Below are 18,332 nucleotides of genomic sequence, written 5' to 3' on the forward strand. Positions count from 1 at the left end.
GGTTACCGGGCCACGAGGAGGCGGCGGCCGTACGTGGCCTCCGGTGTCTGCAGGAGGACGGTGTAGACTCCCACCGGCAGGGTCCGGGTGTCGACCCGCCACGCGCCGGAGGCGGATGGGGTGACGAGCTTCGTCGGCAGGGCACGCCCGTAGGTATCGAGGACCGAGATCGTGGTGCGTTCGGACACGGCGGCCCGCCAGCGTACTTCCACCTCCGCGCTGGCCGGGTTGGGATACAGATCGATACGGGAGTCCTGCCAGCGGACGGTTTGCGTGGCGGTCGAGGCATCGTAGACGATGATCACCTCCGCCTGGGACGATCCGCCGTTCGCGTCCACTACCGTATACCGGATGACGTCCTCTACGGGCGGGCTGTTGGGTGGTATATAGGTGATTCGGTTATCCTTGACAATCGCCAATCCGGCGGGCAGGTTATCGATCTGGGCGATGCGCAGGGTGTCGCTATCCGGGTCGGTATCGTTAGCGAGTACGTCAACGATGGTGGCTCTCGCCGTCTCCGTAAAATCAAGGGAGTCATTGACCGCCACGGGTGCCTGATTATCGTCGGGGTTCAACGGTCCCGCACCGTTCATCACGATGCCCGGCACCTCCCCTACCGGATCGGGGGTGTAGGCATAGAAGTCGGCCGGGGTGAAGGCATCACCTCCCGTCTGCCGGTCTCCTCCCGACCCTTCGTAAATGTTGTCCACGGCCACCAGATCGGGGTCCTCGTTGCCGAGTCCGCGGTCTTCGATGGCGTGGGGGTTCTTCGAATTGCGAAAGAAGTTGCTTTCCACCACCAGGTCGGACTCAAACCGCGCGGCTACGGCGTAGGAGCCCACGTCCTCGAAGTAGTTGTTGAACAGGTGCACGTCGCCGAACCGTACGCGCGGCATCCGCTGTACCACGGACTTCCCGTAGGTACCATCGAACCAGTTGTGGTGGTAGGTCACGCGCAGGTGGCCCCGGCTCTCGGTTTCGTTGTTGCTGGAACCGATCAGGCTCACCTTGTTGTGGTCGCTGAAGCGGGTGTAGGACACGGTGACGTAGTCGGCGATCGACCCGTTGCCGCTGCGCACGTCCAGCAGGCCATCGGCGGTGGAGTACAGCCAGCAGTGGTCCACCCACACGTTTTGCCCGAAGATGGTGATGCCGTCGGTAGAGTGGAGTTTGCCGTCCGGGTCCGCCGGGTCGTAGGAATCACCGATCGAGAGGTTCTGTATGATGACGTTGTTCCCCACCACCTGCAACCCGCCAAAGCGGATCATCGCAGCGGGCGTAGCCCCGCGGATGGTCTTGTTACTGCCTACGTTCAGCCGCTCGTAGAGATTGAGTTCGATGGTATCCTCTACCAGTATCACCCGGGGGGTACTTCCGGAAATGGCCGAATTGAGCTCGGAGCGGGTCGTCGCCGTAACTTCCTCACCACCGTCTCCACCGGTGGTGCCGCCGTTGAGGGAGGCCCAGCCTACGGGACCGTCCTGGGCGGTGAGCACGGACGCGGCAAGGAGAAATAGTATTAAGGGGTAAAGCGTTTGCATGATCTAAGAAGTTGCCGGACCCATCCGGCCCGGTGGGTTCAGGAAGGTGTTCAGGGGGTTACCAGGTTACCGTTGAGGTAAAAATCCTCGTACTGCAGTCCGGTGGTAAATTCAATCTTGTTGCCCTCCGCCACGCCGCTGAAGCGGGAATCGCTGAGGTAGACGTCGCGGATCGGGTGCGCCTCGTCGTAGCCCTCCAGCAACAGGCCGTAGCGGCTTTTCTTGGAGGTCACATTCTCGACGTAGATGTTCCGCACGGTCGGGATGAAGGTCTGGGTGGTGTCGGAGAAGATGGCGTACCGCATATTAATGCGTACCACCGCCTCGCGGACCTCGCCCACCTCGATGTTGCGGAAGTAGCAATTCTCGATGGTGCCGCCGCGGACCTTGTTCGTCTTGATGCGGATGGCGCGGTCCAGGTTGGGGCTGTCCATCAGGCAGTTTTCGGCGTAGATGTTCCGGGCGCCGCCGCTGACCTCGCTGCCGATGACCACGCCGCCGTGGCCGTCCTTCATTTCGCAGTCCTGGATCACCACGTTCTCGATCGGCCGCTTGCCGTTGCGCCCGTCCTGGTTCCGCCCGGACTTCAGGGCAATGCAGTCGTCGCCGGTATCGAAGTAACAATTCTTGATGAGCACGTCGCGGCAACTTTCCGGGTCGCAACCGTCGCTGTTGGGTCCGTGACTGATCACCCGTACGTTCTGGATCGTGACGTTCTCGCACAGCGTGGGGTGGAGTATCCACATCGGGGAGTTGCGGATGGTCACCCCGTCGATCAGGACGTTCTTGCAGCGGTAGGGCTGCACGAAGTTGGGCCGCAGGTAGCTGACGCCCCCGAAGCGGCGCTCTTCCAGTGGCACCTCCTTGGTGTTCCAGGCGTACAGGGTCGGACGGCTTTCCGGGTCGGACTGACTGGGCATGCCTTCCGACCAGCCGTAGCGGTCGGAGCCCGACCAGGGCCACCAATTCGCGTTGCTGGCCTGCCCGTCCAGGGTACCGGTGCCCGTTACGGCGATGTTTTCCTGCTCGTAGGCGTAGATGAGGGCGGAGTAGTTATAGGTCTCTACGCCCTCCCACCGCGTGTGTACCGCCGGCAGGTAGTCATCGGGGCGGGTGCTGAACTTCAGGGTGGCACCCTCGGATACGTGGAAGTTTACGTTGCTCAGCAGGTGGACCGGGCCGTTGGATACGAAGGTTCCCGCGGGCACGACCACGCGGCCGCCGCCGGCCGCGTTGCAGGCCTCGATGGCCTGCCGGATGGCGTCCAGGTCGTCGCCTTCGTCGTCGGCTTCCGCGCCGTATTCGGTGATGTCGAAGGTCCGGTCGGGAAACTCAGGTGCCTTGATCCGCCCCAGGATGTCGTCCATCCCAGACCAGGGGTCGGCGCCGACGGAGGCCGTGGCGTCCGGTGCGGGGGCGGGCCCGCAGCCGGCCAGTAGCAACAGGGTAACAAAGGAGAAAATAAGCTTGGTGTGCATGATCAGAAATTAGGGAAGCTCCGTATGCGGAGTACCGTTGCGGCCAAATATAGCTTGGCGGCATGCCGGGGGGCTATTCAGAAATTAACGGAAGCGGTGCGGGTTTTACCCCCGTACCGCTTCCGCCACATCCGTAGGCGATCGGTGGCTAGTTACGGGTATACACCTTCCCTACGCGGCGCCCGTCGTGGTCGTCGGCCACTACGATCCACAGGCCATTTGGGAGGGGGAAGTTGCGGTCGGTATCCACGTCCATAGCCCGCAGGAGCTTGCCCTGCAGGTCGTACACCCGCAGACGGGTATTCGAGGTCACGTTGGTCACGTAGAGGCGGTTCCCGGCGCCGTAGAGCACCACCTCCGATTCCGGCTGCTGGCCGGGCAGGCTGGTGGGGTTCTCGGCGATCAGGGCCGGCAGGGGATCCCAGCCATCGTCGCCCTTGGTGAAGTTGTAGGGGGTGATATCGGTTCCGTCGTTCAGCACCGGCTGTTCCAGTACCGTTGCCCAGTCGGCGCGTGTGTCGCTGTTGTCGACGCCCGACAGTTCTACGGTACCGTACTCGTACATCATCTCCGATTCACCGCCGAGGGTGTTCTGCCAACCCAGGGGGAGGATCAGCGACTCACCGATCTCGCCGGGGTAATCGGAGGTTTCGATGGTGGTGTTGTAGAATACGACCTCGCTGGTCGTGGCTTCCCACGGACGGCCGAAGTAGCCGGGCTTGGCGCGGTAGGTCGAGGCGGATTCCGTCCCCGGCGCGGCGCTGGTCACCGTACATTCGTACATCAGGTACCCCCGGGGTTCGCTCTGCTGGGCAGCGGTCAGGTAGGAGCGGTCGTTGCTGGCGTCACTGACGTTCATGGCCAGGTCGCTCTCGTAAAAGACCGCGGTCATGCCACCGAACAGGTAATCTACGGCCCCCATCATGCTGCCCCGGAAGGCTACTACCCGCGATCCCCGGCCCCCAAAGAAGCTGTCCTGCCGGCCTACGACACGGCATTCGTCGAGTACCATCCGGTCGGCTCCTTCGGCCACGGCGATGGCCGCCGCGCGCTCTACGTAGGAGCGGTCCTGTACGTCCGTGTTGCCGTAGTTGGTGGGCCGCTCGCCGCGGCTGCCGCTGTCCCACATTACAACGATATCCTCGGATTCCTTCCGTGAGATATACTGATTAAAGGAGTTCTCGAAGATGATGTGCTCGGCCACGAAATCGTCGGCCGTGACGACCACCGTAGCGTTCCAGTACGATCCGTTCGTGGTGCCCGCGCCCACGTTCTCGTAGCCCAGGAAACCGTTCTCCCGGTTGACGCGCAGGGCGTCGGCGTCGTACTTCTGGTCGGTGCCCATGCTGTAGTAGTCGTAGCCGTGGCCGTAGTACGAGGTTATCCGCACCGCGTTCTCGGCAATATCGACGCCCTGGTTAAGTAACCCGATACCGGGGCCGTCGACGGTGGCATTGCTGAGGGTGAGTTCGGGCATGTCGATGACCAGCATTTCCTCGTAGTTGCCCGGATCGATCATGACGGTCACCCGCTCCCCGGCCTCCCGTTCCATGCGGCGTACGGCCGCCAGGGCGTCGTTGATGGTTTGGTAATCCTTGTCCGTACCTACCCGTAGCATGGCACTGTATTCCACCATGGGATAGGTTTCGATCTCCGTCAGGTAGGTACTCGCGTCACCCCCCACGGTCAGGGTCACATAGCCGGCCGCGTCGCCGGTGTAGGCGTAGGTGGTATCCTCAACAAGGCTCGTGCTTCCGCTCTCGGTCCCGAAGGTCGCACCGCCCTCGATACTGAGGTTGGCGTAATAGTAGTAACTCACTTTCACGACCTCGCCCGGATTGACCGGTACGCGGATGGTCGCGCCGGGGGCGGCCACCAGGTGCCCCTTGCCGACCTCGTTGCTGACCCCGCCGGTGAAGAGCAGGCCCCGGTAGGCACTGTTCGCCTGCGTGATCTCGCGGTCGGCGAAGCTCCACAGGTGGACGGGCACGAACGATAGCATCTTGCTCGTGTCCCCATCCGCGACGGTCAGGCGCGAAGTGGGGGCTAATTCTACCGGGTAGGCATCCAGGCCGGAGTAGTCGATACGGTAGCTTCCGCTACGCAGCATGACCGCCGACAAATCGGAGAAGGTGTAGGTGTAGCCCTCCTCATCGGTGTTTGTGAAGGTTAGCTGCAGGTCATCCTTCTGAGCCTCCGTCAGCCCGTCCACGGTCAGGGCGACTGCGTAGGTCGGTTTGGCAGTGAACCGCAGATTGACGGTTGTGTCCCCGGCGATCGTCAAGCTGTCGTTTTCCGGGGAGAAGTCATTTACTCCGAGGGCCGAAATGAGGTACAGCGTACCGGCCTCCAGCGCTACGGTGTAGGTCGCCTCGGTCACGTTGACCACGGGCTGGGGCTGATATACGGTCCGCGCGGAGGTGTCCGGGGTAAAGAGCAATTCAAAATCCATGGGCAGGTCGCCCAGCCCCTCGATGGAGCCGGAAACCGTATAGAGTTCCACTCCGACGATGGTGATGTCCAGTTCCGTGGTTTCCTCCGTCACCGCAATGCTTGTCGTGCTCCCGATTACGTAACCGTTGGCTCCGGAAAGGCTGAGTTCGTAGGTTTTGCCGGCGGGCAGTTCGACGGTATATTCATCATCACTGACGTCCGCAGTGAATACCTTGCCGGCTTCGTTGGTGAACTGTACTCCGTAGCCCTCCGATAGTCCTTCCGCGTTCGATACGTCGATGGAGCCGCTCAGGGAAACGTAGGTAGCCGGAGTGCGCGTCACCCGGTAGTAGCTGGGCTTGCCCTGGGTATCGAAGATGTGGTAGATGCCCGCCCGCTGGGCGGTGAAGGTCATCTCGGTCAGGTCGCTGCCCATCGGCACCATGTCGGTCTGGGCGGCCGGGTCGGGGGCATATTCGAAATTGATCGTGCCGCCCGCGTCGGTCTTGACCGCCAGGGTCACTTCATCGTCCGCGTTCAGGGTCAGGCTCAGGTAGCGACCGACCGCCCCGGCGGAGTTCACGTAGATGCGTCCGGTGTAGTCCCCCGCGCTGCTGATGTTCTCGTCGTAGCGCGTCAGGGCGGTATTGGTCGTGCGCAGCCGGTCGTTGCCGCCGCCGATGAACGAAAGTCCCGGGGTCGTGAAGTCAGGCAGCACGTGGCCGCTCGTACCTTCCTCGATCGAGGGATCGTACCAGGCGTTGATGGTGGCCGCGTCGAGCTTATTGACGTAGGCACCGGCGTCAAGTTGCGCGGCACCGAAGTCCCAGACGTCGGCCTTGCCGGCCTCCGTCACCACGATGTCTTCGTTCTGTACGCTGAGTCCGTGGATGTAGACCTCCGCGGTCGGGAATTCATCGCTCATCAGCGTAGCCGTCAGGGTAGTGGCCGGCCCGGTGTAGGCGAAAGTACTGGGAAAGCCGTCCTCATCGCCGATGTTCTCGGCGGCGATGGACCCCAACAGGTCCCCGTCCGCGTTGCGGAATGCGAAGGTGGCGCCCTCGGCGGAGCCGTAGGTGTCCACCAGGAATGTGATCAGCGCATTGCCCGCCACCGTGATGGAGAAGCTGTTTCCCGGGAAGAACACGCCGCCGTGGCTCGCGTCGTGGTAGCCGAACTGCTGGGCTTCCGTTTCGGTGTTGCTCCTGATGGTCAGCAGGCCGTCCTCGCTCACGAAGGTGGTGTAGCGTAGCTCCTGGTAAGAGATCTGGGGCAGTACCGTCCCGTTGGCGAAGTTGTACGTGTAGGTCTTGCCCGGCTCCGCCTCGGGTACCTGACTGGCGTCCCGGACGACGACGACGTAGTCGGTCGGATCGGTGGTTTCGTCGGTGTAGGTGACCAGCAGGGAGTCACCCTGGACGGCTACCCCGGCGACGTCACCGCTGAAGGTAGGGGTGTAGTTCGCCAGCGGTTCCCCACCCAGGTCGATCAGCACCGTAGCCATCTCGGCCGTGCTGCTGATGACGGTGCCCTCACTCACGGTCACGGCCGTGACCACCGTGGCGTCGGCGCCGCTCTGCAGGTTTATATCTACTCCGTTCACCGTCACGGTGCCGGCCTTGGCTACCCACTCCGCGAGGGTCACCGCGTAGGTCAGCGGGACGATCTCCAGGTAGGGCAGGTAGGTAGTCCCCGTGAAGTCGAAAGTGACCGTCCCGGCCTCGCCCACGTAAAGAAAATCGAGGGTAGCTCCGTCGTTTCCGTAGTTGCCACTGGCGGTGGCGGACATGGCATCGACCTCGAAACTGCCCGTGGTGCTGCTGGCCTCGATCATCCCGTTGGAGTAGATGCTGCCGCCCAACCGGAGGAGGCTGTTGCCGGCCACCGCGACCTCCACCTGGTTGCCCGGCTTCAGGGCCACGCCATGCTGGGCCCCGTTGAAGCCGTACGCGTTCTGGGTACCGACCCGCAGGTCGAGCAGGCCGGCCTGTAGATCCGACTGACCCTCGGTATCCGTGGGTACGATGCTCCCGTCGCGAAAGTCGAAGTAGTACACGATCTCGGCGTCCGGCTCGCTGAAGTCCATGCCGGGCTGGGCGGGGATCACGTCGAGCGAGGGTAGGTACAGGTCGTTGCCCTCGCCGGTGGCCAGGGTGAACACGAGCGTCGTGGCCGGCCCCGCGTAGGTGAAGGCGTAGGTATCCTGCAGGTCGTTTTCGACCCGTGTGGACTGCACCCCAAGATCCCCCGTGGTTTCGGCGGTACCCGTCATTTCGAGGCCGGAATGCACCGAGCCCAGAAAGCGGATCGTAGCACTGCCCTGGACGGCCACGGAGATTTGCCCGTCGGCCTTCAGGTTGAGGCCGTACTTGTCGCCGTGCTGGGCATACGTACCTCCGAGTTTGACCACTCCGTCGGAGGTTTCGCCGTTCGCGGCTACCGTTCCGTCGGTAAAATCGTAGGTAGTGAAGGTTAGGTCCTGTCCGAATAGCAGGCCCGAGCCGCCCCACAGGATGAGGAGAAAGAGAAGTAGATGTTTGTGCACGATCGATAATTTAAAAACAGAAAGGCGGCGGCGCGCGGGTGCGGGGCTGGATGCCACGCGGGAACGCTACCGGTGTAGTGACGTGCGCCGGTGGCCCAACCGGGCGGTCCGACGTCTTCCAAATGTAGGCGGGCCGCCTTCCCTCCGGTGTGCACGATTTCACATTTGTGGGGCAAGCTTTCACATAGACCCCGGCGTACACAATACACCGCAGGGTACCCGGTACCTTTAATACCGTCAAGTATCGTGCAATGAAAACCTTCCTGCTGTCCCTCTCCCTCCTGACCTTTTATTCCTGCCTGGCCCAGCAACCCGCCCCCCCGGAAGCCACTACCGACCCCCGGGCCGAGCGCATGCTACTCTACCAACGCGACAACGGCGGCTGGCCGCAGTACGACGGCGACGCTACCGACTACACCAGCGAGCTGGCCACCCAGGAGGCGACCACGGTGCGGCAGGACAAGGACGAGGACGACGCCACCCTCGACGATCATACCACCACCCGCGAGATCCGCTACCTCATGCAGGCCTATACGGATACCGGCAACCCCGCTTACCGTGCCGCCGCCGAAGCCGGAATGGACTACCTCTTCCGCGCGCAGTATCCCGGCGGCGGCTGGCCGCAGCAGTACCCCGACACCTCAAGCTACCACGGCCACATCACCTACAACGACAAGGCCATGATGGACGTGATGAACCTCCTCTTCGACGCCAGCCGGGGCGATGAACCCTTTTCCTCGCTGGGGCCCGACCTGCGCGCCCGGGCCGACAGCGCCGTTCAGCGGGGCATCGCCTGCATCCTGGCCACCCAGTACGTTGACCAGGACGGGCGACTCACCGCCTGGGGCGCCCAGCACGATCGGCGTACGCTGGCCCCGGCGCCCGCCCGCAAGTTCGAGCCCGCCTCGATCAGTGGTTCGGAAAGCGCCGGAATCGTCCGCTTTCTCATGGATATCCCCGACCCCGACGAACGCGTACGGCGGGCGGTGCGCGCCGCGGTTCATTTCCTGGATTCCGTCAGCATCGAAGGATATCGCGTAGACGACATCGACGACCCGGACCAGCCCAGCGGTCACGACCGCATCGTGGTTGCCGATCCCGGTAGCACCGTCTGGGCCCGTTTCTATGAACTCGGCACCTTCCGGCCGATCTTCATCGGGCGGGATGCGATCATCCGGTACCAGTTGAGCGCCATCGAGAACGAGCGGCGGGTAGGCTATTCCTTCTACGGTACCTGGCCCGACAAGGTCATCCACAAGGAATATCCGAAATGGGAAAAAAGCCTGGAGCCCTAGTCCTGCACCTGCTCCTCCTCCCGGGTGACGCTACGCACGTACTGGGTTGGCGTCATCTTGAATTCCTTCTTGAAGGTGCGGCTGAAAGAGTTCGGCAGGTCGAAGCCGACCCGGTACGCTACCTCGGCCACCGTCAGGCTGTCCTGGGCCAGTAGCTCCTTGGCCATCTTCATCCGGTAAGACTTCAGCAGATCGATCGGCTTTTTACCGGTCAGTTGCTTCACCTTGCGGATGAAGTGCATATGACTGAGGTGCATCGCCTCGCACATGGCCTTCACGTTGAAGTCGGATTCGGAGACGTTCTCCTGCAACAGCGCAGACAGCCGGTTCATGAACTCCTCGTCGGGCGAGGTGAGTTCCTCCGTTTCCGGAGTAAGCTGGAAGTCCAGGTTGAATTTATCCCGGAGCCGCTGCCGTTGCGCCAGCAGGTTCTTGATCCGGATCAGCAGGAGGTCGGGATTGAACGGTTTGGTGATGTAGTCGTCCGCCCCCTTCAGGTAGCCCGAAACCTTGGTTTCGTCGAGCACCTTGGCCGTCAGCAGGATGACCGGTACGTGACTGGTTTCCAGGTCACCCTTCAGTCGGTCGCACAGGGTGATGCCGTCCATCTCCCCCATCATGATATCGCTGAGCACGAGGTCAAACGACTGCTGCCGCGCCAGGCGCAGGCCGTCTTTTCCGTTATCGGCGGTCACCACGGTATAGTCGTCGCGCAGGAGCTGGGCCAGGAATTGCAGCATATCCGGATTGTCCTCCACCACCAGAATCCGCTCGCGGCCGGGGTCTACGACCGGCTCCGGGGCGTCCCCGGAAGCTTCCTGCTGGTAGCTGTTCATGAGGTGGGCAGCTTCCTGACGGGTACTCCGGAAATTGCCGCTCGCGGCCGGCAGCGCGGGAGCCATCGACCGACCCGGCACATAGGGCAGGTACACCCGGAAGGTGGAGCCGCTGCCCGGCGTACTGCTGACGCGGATGTCGCCCTGCATCAGGTAGACCAGGTCCTTTATATAACTCAGTCCGATGCCCGTTCCGTTCTCCGTGGAAGCCTCGCTGGGCGAGGTGTAGTACTTGTCGAAGATCAAAGCGATCTTTTCCGCGCTCATCCCGCTGCCCGTATCCTCGACGGTGATCTCGAAGTACCGGTCGTAGTACGTACTCAGGCCGTACGCCTCGGCGCTCACGGTTTCCAGACAGACGGAGATGCTTCCTCCCGGCGGGGTATGCCGGAAGGCGTTGGACAGCAGGTTGGCCAGTATCTTTTCCACCTTGTCGGTGTCGAGGGCAACCACCGCCGCCTCCGTCTCGTCGCTGAACTGCAGGAAGATGTCCCGCTCCACCGACAGGTCCTCGAAGAGTTCGGTGATGTCGGCCAGGTAAGCGGCCAGGGAGACGTCGCTGAGCTTGATCTCCAGGGCACTCTGCTCGATGCGCCGGATCTCCAGCAGCTGATCGATCAGGCGCAGCAGGCGGCGGGCGTTACGCTGCACGATCACCTGGAGCTGTTGGCGGCGGGAGGGTGCCAGCCCTTCTTTCTCCTCCACCAGCTGGTCGATCGGTCCGAGGATCAGCGTCAGGGGGGTACGGAGCTCGTGGGAGATATTGGTGAAGAAGCCGATCTTGGCCTTCGAAAGATTTTCCAGTTGCGCGAGCATGCCTTCCAGCTTGTCGCGCTGCCGCCGGATTTCCTCGTTCCGGTCCTGCAGCGAGGCGTTCATCGTTTCCAGCTTGGCGTTCTTGGAGTGTACGCGGTATTCGTAAAAGCCGAAGGTCAGCAGCACCAGGGCGATAAGCCCGATGAACCAGCCCTGCTTCCAGATCGGGGCCAGCACTTCGAAGGAGACCACGGCCGGGGTGGGATCGACGTTTAGGTCCAGGTCGCGCGCCCGCACTTCCAGGCGGTGAGGACCGTCGCCGAGCCCGGTAAAGGCGTATTCGTCGGCCGTCCCGTACGGCCCCCACGGCCCGCCGTCCAGCCGGTAGGAGTACACGAGCCGGTCGGAGTTCGTCTTCCCGAAGAAGTCCTTTCCTTCCCACGCTATGATCCCGTTTCCATCGGCCGGAATGCGCTCCGTGTAGTAGGCGATGGACGTTTCCGGTGGAGTGACGGAAGGCTGGTAGCGGGTGCTGTAGAATTTGTCCTGCTCGGGGTCCAACACGCTGCCGTTGAGCGCCCGGCGCTTCCAGCTGCGCGGCACGTGGTCGATCCACAGGTAGGCGTCGCTGTGGGTGACGGTACCGCCCTCGAAGTCCAGGTCCAGCTTTTCCGGGAACAGGCCCCTGGTCCAGGAAGTCCCGTCGAAGGCGCACGTCCCGTTCTCCGTCGCCACGATGAAGGTACTGTCCGACAGGGCATCGATACTGATGATGGTATTGCCCGACAGGCCGTCCGCCGTAGTGTAATTCCTCCACTCGGCCCCGTCGTAAACGAATACGCCGAAGTACCGCGAACCCACCAGCAGCAGGTTATCGGTGCTGTGTACGTAGTTGACGTACTGCTGCAGGCGCTCGTCGGCGGCGGCCTGCCAGCGCTCGCCGTCGTAGAACATCAGTTTGCTCCCCCCGATCCAGATGCGCCCGTCGGGGGTCTCCCCGATACCGTAAACGTTGGCCTGGTTGAGGCCGTCCTCGCCGTAGGTATGCTTGGTCCACTCCAGTTGGTCGGCCATAGGGTCGGCCAGCTGGAGGAGTCCGCTCGTGAATCCGTCCTGGGTCCGCGCGTCGACGCTGCCGCCGAACCAGAGCGCCCCGTCGCTCGCCTCGAAGACCGCCCGGTAGTCGATGCCCCACGACAGGGTCGGATGCACCTGCCGCTCCCACCGGCCGTCCCGGTAGAGGGCGGTAGCCGCCTTGCCCCCGTGGGAGCCCGCCGCCCACAACTGTCCGCGGGAGGTGCGGAGCAGCCGCACCGGCGCGTCCATCAGCCCGTCCGCGGTACCGTAGGCGGTCCAGGTGTCCCCCCGCCGTTGGACCACGCGATTATCGCTTTCGATGAACCAGTCCTCCGTGGGCCCATCCGACAGCTGATAGCTCAGCCCGTCGTAGGTCAGCCAGCGGCTCAGGGAGAAATCGAGCAGCAGCAGCTTGGATTTATAGCCGGCCAGCCACAGTTGGTCGCTCTGGCTCTTTTGCAGCAGCACCCGGTTGGCGGGTATGGGATACTGCGGCGATTTGTACATCGCCCAGGAACCGTCGGGGGAATAGGAGAACAGCTTCGCGATGGTGGAGATCCAGATGATCCCGTTGTCCGACTGCACGATGTCGGTCATGTATTCGTCGCCCCCGAACTGCTGATTGACGTGGATCGTTTCCCAGTCCGCTCCGTCGAATACCATAATCCCGCGGTCGGAGCTGCTGTTGATCACCCAGATGCGCCCGTCGGCCGCCTCGAGCAGGCGCTGGTCCGCCCCGAGGCTGATCCGGTCATTACTGCGCACTACCTCGTAGGTGCCGAAGTCCGGTCGCCCCAGGTAGGCGCGGGGGAACCGGAGGAGCCGGCCGCTTTCCATTTCCGTAGTGAGCGCCAGCCAGATCATGCCGTCCGCATCTTCCAGCACGTCGGAGGTGGAATGGAAGTCCCCCTCTTCGGTGAGCGCATTGGCGGGGATATCGATCCACGTTATGTCCGGCATACTCTCCTGCATGACCTCCCGGCGCGCGGCGGAAGAATAGATCACCGTACGTCCCGCCCGCAGGAGCACGAAGCCCCGGTGGGAGCAGGCCATGAGGCTGCCGTCACTCAGCTGCTTCAGGGCCGCGAAATTGAAGGGCCAGTTCTCCGGGGCGTCGAATACCTGCGTCCACTCCTCGCCGTCGAAGCGGTGGATGCCGTCCTGGTTGGTAGCGTATACGTAGCCGTCGGGGGTGACCAGCAGCTGTTCCACCGGTGATCCGGCGGGGCTGTCCGGGCCGCGGTGCGGGGTCCAGTCGTAGCCGTCGTACTCCATGACTCCCTTGCTGCAGCCGACGAAAACGCGGCGGTCCGCCGTTTCCGCGATGCACCGGATGCCGGTACCGTCCAGTTCCGGAAAGTGGCGCCACCGCCAGGCCTCGGTGAGGGGGTTGACGATCGTCGGCCGGTAGGGATCGGTGGCCCCCAGGGCGCCCGTCGTCACGGCCAGCAAGGTCAGTAGCAGACCGCCGGCACCCACTAGACGTCGCCCGCCGGCCCCGCACCCGCGCACGCGGCCGGAAAGCAGAACAAGACGAAATAAACGGAGGCGCAGCCACCGGGCAAGGGGGATTAAGGGCATGTATTGATCGACTCTGAAACGCTACAATATACCCCAATCGGGACGGGATTTCCCACTCCGGCCGGCCACCATTCCGGTCTATTCACCGACGCTTACGCCATCTCTTACAAGGGGGTCGTCAACACGCCGAACAGGGCGCGTACCCCCGTGAAGTAGTTGCTGAGCAGCAGATTCTCGTTGGGGCTGTGCTGATTATTATCCGGATTGACGAGGGGCAGCACCACGGCCGGCACGTCAAGGATGTTCACGAAGGGGGCGATCGGCACCGAACCTCCCATCGTACGGATCAGCACCGGTTCATCCCCGAGCGCCGTCGCGAGGCCGCGCCGCAGCCAGCTCCCCGTCGGTCCGGTAAGGTCCGTCCGGAAGGCGGCAAAGCTGGGCCGCCCCTCCAGGCGCGCCAGCCGCGGGTAGGCCTGCCGCTCCTCCTCCGTCGGCTCCCGGTCGACGGGTATGAGGTGAAAGCCCTGGTCCTCCACGTGGCGCCGCAGCAGGTCGAGCATTCTTTCTCCTTCGCTTTCCCGCACGAGCCGCACGTCGATCTCGGCCACCGCCGTGGTGGGGATGATCGTGCGGGTTTCCGCGCCGACCCATCCGGATGCCATCCCCCGGATGTTGAGACTGGGGTACTGCAGCGCTTCCTGCAGGTTCTCCCCCACCCCGTCGGGCTCGGCAAAGCCAATGCGCGCGCGCAATTCGGCCGGGTCATCGGGTACGCCGGCCAGGAGTCCCCGCGTCTCCGCGTCCAGCTCGATCCCGTCGTACCAGCCCGGAATGGTCACCCGCCCGCGCTGGTCCTTCATGGAGCCCAGCAACTGCGCCAGGCGTAGCGCGGGATTGGGGACGTAATTGCCGTAGTGACCGCTGTGCTGAGCGAGCCTGGGTCCGTAGACGGTCAGCGTCGCCGTGGCGATCCCGCGCGCCCCGCCGACGAGCGTGGGCCGGTTGGTGGGGTGCACCGGCCCGTCCAGGATGACCAGGTGGTCGGCGGCCAGGGCCGCCCGGTGCTGACGTACGGCACCGGTGAGGTCGGGACTGCCCGTCTCCTCCATGGGGTCGATGATGAACTTGACGGTGTAGGGCGGTCGCTGTCCGCGGCTGACTAGTTCGTCCCAGGCCAGCAGAAACATCATGATGGGGGCCTTGGCATCGCTGCTGGAGCGGGCAAACAGGCGCACGTCGGAGGTGTCGGGCCGGACCGGCAGGTCGGCGGAAGTGTAGTTTATGGTACCGTCCGGACCGGTAGACATACGGCCGTACGCCGGGGTGTAGGGCGGGGCCAGCACCCACTTGCTGAAGTCGACCGATTGTCCGTCCACGTGCCCGTAAAAGAGTACCGTCTGTGCCCCGGTATCCGCCGCCGGATAGGTAGCCAGGAAGAGATCGATTCCGGCGTTCGGCAACCGCTCGGTCGTGAATCCACGCCGGGTAAATTCTTTCTCCAGCCACTGCAGGTTGGGCTCGAGTTGCCCCTCGACCACCGCGTCATTCGGGATGGCCAGGAAGGCCTCATACTCCGGCAGGCTGGCCAGTGTCCGTTCGTACAGACTGTCCTGGGCGCGAACGCAGGTGCAGAGTAAAAGGGCAAACAGCAGGGGCAGTGGGTGGGGCATGGCTAAGCTTTGCGTGAAGCTACGACCTTCGTGGGAAGGTACCGGCCCACCCGGCCGGCAGTACGGCAGAAGCCGCGCGCTACTCCTTCTGGTACACCCGTACGTAATCCACCCGATACTCCACCGGCAGGGGCGTACGGTCCAGCGGTCCTCCGTTGTTACCGCCCAGGGCCAGGTTGAGCAGCAGGTAGTGCGGCTGGTGGAAGGGCTCGAAGGGGTATTCGCCCGCGTTGGGCATGGAATCGATGAGTGTCCGGTTGAGCAGGCTGTCGTCGAGGTAGAGGGCGATGGCCTCTTCGTCCCAGTCCATGCGCCACACGTGAAAGGAATCGGCGAAGGCTTTCGCGCCGCCCAGGCTGTCGACCGGCACACGGACCGACGACCAGCGGGCCCGGCCATTGGGGGCCCGGCTTGCCACGTTGGCCAGGATGTCGCCGCGGTAGTACTCCATCATATCGATCTCGCCGTTGGCGGGCCAGGGGCCTTCCACGCCCAGCGACCACCAGGCGGGCCAGTAGCCCTCCCCTACGGGAACCTGCCCGCGCATCTCAAAGCGGCCGTACTTCCAGGCGTGCTTGCCGCGGGTATTGATGCTGGAGGAGCTGTAGCCGATGGTAGGCCAGCGGGTCTTCCAGTTGTCGCTGCCGGCCTCGTAGTTCGGGTTGGGACGGTCCTCGCGCCGGCCCTCGATGATGAGGAATCCGTCTTCGACGCGGGCGTTGTCCTCCTGGTACCACTGGTCCTCCTCGTTGCGCACGAAGCCGCGCTCGTAGCCCCAGTTGACCGTATCCGGCCGCTCGCCCGCGTCGAACTCATCGGCCCAGACCAGCGTGTAGCCGGATTCGGGGTCCGCGGCGGGTTGCGATTTCGGGGCGGGCCTGCCGCAGGCGGTGAGCAGGAGTAGGGGCAGGCAGTAGTATAGGTAGCGAAGCATAGCGGTGAGTTCCTTGCCACATCGGATGTCGGGACATCCGATGTGGCCGGGAAGTTACGCCGCCACCTGCCGCATCACCTCGGAAAGCAGGGAGTAGGAGTGCAGCCGCGCGCCGTGGTCGTACACGTGGGACACGGCCATCAGCTCATTGATGCCGTAGCGATCGATGAAGGCCGGCACTTCTTCCTCGAGCCTGTCCCGGCCCATGATGAACGACTGCGCCAGCATCTGCTCCACGTAGTCCCGCTGGTGGGGCGCCCAGAGGGCGTCCATATTGTCGACCGGGGGCTGCATAAGCTTGCGCTCCCCGGAAACGATGCCCAGGAACATTTGCTTCAGGGTCGTGCCCAGACGTTGGGCCTCCGCGTCGGTATCGGCGGTGATCACGTTCACGCAGGCGATCACGTAGGGCTCGGACAGGAAGTCGGAGGGGCGAAAGTTTTCCCGGTAGCGCTCGAGCGCCGCCTCGAACTGCGTTGGCGCGAAGTGGGTAGCGAAGGCGTAGGGCAGTCCCAGCATGCCGGCCACGTAGGCGCTGTCGGTGCTGGATCCCAAGATGTAGATAGGTACGTCGAGCCCCTCCCCGGGGATGGCGCGCACGCTGCTGTTGCGGTTGTCCGCGGAGAAGTAGGCCTGCAGCTGCTGCACGTCACGCGGAAAGTTGTGGGGGTCGGAGCCGAGCCCGGCCCGGATGGCGCGGCTCGCCACGGGGTCGGTCCCGGGCGCGCGGCCGAGGCCGAGATCGATCCGGTCGGGGTACAGGGTAGCGAGGGTTCCCATCTGCTCGGCCACGATGAGCGGCGAGTGGTTGGGTAGCATGATGCCGCCCGAGCCCACGCGCAGCGTGGAGGTGCCCCCGGCAAGGTAGCCGATCAGCACCGGTGGCGACGAGCTGGCTACCCCGGCCATATTGTGGTGCTCGGATACCCAGTAGCGGGTATAGCCGAGTTGCTCGACGTGCCGCGCCAGTTCCAGGCTGTTGCGAAAGGTATCGGCGGGCGTGCTGCCGTCGGCTACGGCGGCTAGGTCAAGGACGGAGAATTTTGTGGGGACGGTGTTCATGGTTCGGTCTTTAGCAGGGTGCTCGGCGTGTGTTCTCAGGTAACATGCCAGCCCGCCTGCGAGTTGATGCCTACGGAAGCCCGCTTTGGTAGGCTTGTGTCATGTTTTCCGTGAACGAATCGGGCACTGACGTGACCCGGAAGGCTCATCCTTCCATCACTACATCAATCCATTCCTCCATCAATCGACCACCTCCACCAACGCCTCCATACTGTCCTGCTTCACCTGGATCAGTCCCCGCCGCGGACGGTCCAGGTCAATGATGATGAAAACCAGCAGGCAGATCAGCAGATTGAGGATCAGGGCGGGAACGCGGGAGCGGCGCTGGCCCAGTCCGCTGGAGTAGCCGATCAGCCCCCCGGTGGCGATAAAGAACAGGAACAGCAGGTAAAAGATGGCCGGAGGTACGTGCCGCTCGAGCACGTCGAGGCGGGCGCCCTGGGCGTCGATCATATCGTTGACCGAGGTGAGGAAGTAACCGGTCTTTACAGGATTGGGGTTCGCTTCGGCGGCCCGGATGCCGATATCCCAGATGCGCTGCTGCATCGCCCGCGTCTCGCCGGTGAGGGCGCGGCGTTCGTCGCGGCGCGTCAGGTCGACGTGGCTGCTCCGTACCCGCAGGTCAATATAGTCGTCAATGGCCGCCTGCGCTTCCCCGGCGTAGGGATCGGGCAGCAGTTCGGCGCGTAACTCGGCGGTACCGATCGCGTTGGCTTCGGCCACCTCCGCGCCGGCGCGGCTGTCGTAGCGCTGGATGGACATATTAAAGGTGAAGCCCAGGATCAGCGCCAGCATACCGATCACCCCGCCCTGAATGGCCGAAGTGTGTGACTTGAGGTCTTCGTCCGTATTTCGCTGGTAGAATCCGCCGATCCGCAGCCCCACTTCGTCGGCCGCAACAATAAGGACGAAGAGCACGATCACGATGACCAGGCTGTTCAAATAATACATATCGTAAAGTTCCATGTAAGGTGAATAAAAGAGCTGCCAACTGGGACGCGCCCGCCCGGCTCGCGTCACGTGCGTGGCGCGGGCCGGGCGCAAATTTTGCTAGCCACGCGGTGCACGTCATTACGGACCGGAAAAACAACAGAATTTGGGGCAATCTGCGCTAGTCCTCCGACAATATTCAATAAAAGAGGGTAGTTAAAATAGTATCTCATTACATCGCTATGGCGACG

9 protein-coding genes are annotated in these 18,332 nt (G+C 63.4%); 1 reads left to right on the forward strand and 8 read right to left on the reverse strand.

Going from position 1 to position 18,332, the window contains the following annotated elements:
- Positions 1 to 2: 2 nt before the first annotated feature.
- The 3 genes from DQG19_RS14705 to DQG19_RS14715 form a co-directional block, all read right to left on the reverse strand.
- Complete coding sequence (locus DQG19_RS14705; protein WP_116127034.1) at positions 3 to 1,541, reverse strand: Ig-like domain-containing protein; 1,539 nt, start codon at positions 1,539 to 1,541, stop codon at positions 3 to 5.
- A gap of 50 nt (positions 1,542 to 1,591) precedes the next feature.
- The gene (locus DQG19_RS14710; RefSeq protein WP_116127035.1) at positions 1,592 to 3,019 is read right to left on the reverse strand and encodes a glycoside hydrolase family 28 protein; all 1,428 of its coding nucleotides are present in this window, start codon (positions 3,017 to 3,019) and stop codon (positions 1,592 to 1,594) included.
- A gap of 148 nt (positions 3,020 to 3,167) precedes the next feature.
- Positions 3,168 to 7,997 carry a pectinesterase family protein gene (locus DQG19_RS14715; protein WP_232826532.1) on the reverse strand — a complete coding sequence of 1,610 codons (4,830 nt, stop codon included), beginning with the start codon at positions 7,995 to 7,997 and terminating at the stop codon, positions 3,168 to 3,170.
- A gap of 251 nt (positions 7,998 to 8,248) precedes the next feature.
- On the opposite strand from DQG19_RS14715, the gene pelA reads away from it, so the two are divergent.
- Entirely contained in the window at positions 8,249 to 9,292 is a 1,044-nt protein-coding gene (gene pelA, locus DQG19_RS14720) for a pectate lyase (protein WP_116127036.1), read from the forward strand.
- Here pelA and DQG19_RS14725 read toward each other — a convergent pair.
- The 5 genes from DQG19_RS14725 to DQG19_RS14745 form a co-directional block, all read right to left on the reverse strand.
- The gene (locus tag DQG19_RS14725; protein ID WP_116127037.1) at positions 9,289 to 13,542 is read right to left on the reverse strand and encodes a response regulator; all 4,254 of its coding nucleotides are present in this window, start codon (positions 13,540 to 13,542) and stop codon (positions 9,289 to 9,291) included. The genes pelA and DQG19_RS14725 overlap by 4 nt on opposite strands.
- Before the next feature lie 104 nt (positions 13,543 to 13,646).
- On the reverse strand, positions 13,647 to 15,155 hold the full coding sequence (locus DQG19_RS14730; RefSeq protein WP_116127038.1) for a M20/M25/M40 family metallo-hydrolase: 1,509 nt from the start codon (positions 15,153 to 15,155) through the stop codon (positions 13,647 to 13,649).
- Between the two features lie 79 nt (positions 15,156 to 15,234).
- Positions 15,235 to 16,089 (reverse strand): family 16 glycosylhydrolase, encoded by an 855-nt coding sequence (locus tag DQG19_RS14735; protein ID WP_116127039.1) that lies wholly within the window; start codon positions 16,087 to 16,089, stop codon positions 15,235 to 15,237.
- Between the two features lie 54 nt (positions 16,090 to 16,143).
- Positions 16,144 to 17,151 carry an LLM class flavin-dependent oxidoreductase gene (locus DQG19_RS14740; RefSeq protein ID WP_116127040.1) on the reverse strand — a complete coding sequence of 336 codons (1,008 nt, stop codon included), beginning with the start codon at positions 17,149 to 17,151 and terminating at the stop codon, positions 16,144 to 16,146.
- 180 nt (positions 17,152 to 17,331) lie between these two features.
- Complete coding sequence (locus tag DQG19_RS14745) at positions 17,332 to 18,117, reverse strand: hypothetical protein (protein ID WP_198661758.1); 786 nt, start codon at positions 18,115 to 18,117, stop codon at positions 17,332 to 17,334.
- Between the last annotated feature and the right edge of the window lie 215 nt (positions 18,118 to 18,332).

It is taken from the genome of Lewinella sp. IMCC34183 (assembly GCF_003390915.1).
GTDB lineage: Bacteria > Bacteroidota > Bacteroidia > Chitinophagales > Saprospiraceae > Neolewinella.

Bases quoted from the DNA above. Each gene is read 5' to 3' on its own strand.
- DQG19_RS14705 (WP_116127034.1), bottom strand. From the start codon at position 1,541: ATGCAAACGCTTTACCCCTTAATACTATTTCTCCTTGCCGCGTCCGTG.
- DQG19_RS14710 (WP_116127035.1), bottom strand. From the start codon at position 3,019: ATGCACACCAAGCTTATTTTCTCCTTTGTTACCCTGTTGCTACTGGCC.
- pelA (WP_116127036.1), top strand. From the start codon at position 8,249: ATGAAAACCTTCCTGCTGTCCCTCTCCCTCCTGACCTTTTATTCCTGC.
- DQG19_RS14725 (WP_116127037.1), bottom strand. From the start codon at position 13,542: ATGCCCTTAATCCCCCTTGCCCGGTGGCTGCGCCTCCGTTTATTTCGT.
- DQG19_RS14730 (WP_116127038.1), bottom strand. From the start codon at position 15,155: ATGCCCCACCCACTGCCCCTGCTGTTTGCCCTTTTACTCTGCACCTGC.
- DQG19_RS14735 (WP_116127039.1), bottom strand. From the start codon at position 16,089: ATGCTTCGCTACCTATACTACTGCCTGCCCCTACTCCTGCTCACCGCC.
- DQG19_RS14740 (WP_116127040.1), bottom strand. From the start codon at position 17,151: ATGAACACCGTCCCCACAAAATTCTCCGTCCTTGACCTAGCCGCCGTA.
- DQG19_RS14745 (WP_198661758.1), bottom strand. From the start codon at position 18,117: ATGGAACTTTACGATATGTATTATTTGAACAGCCTGGTCATCGTGATC.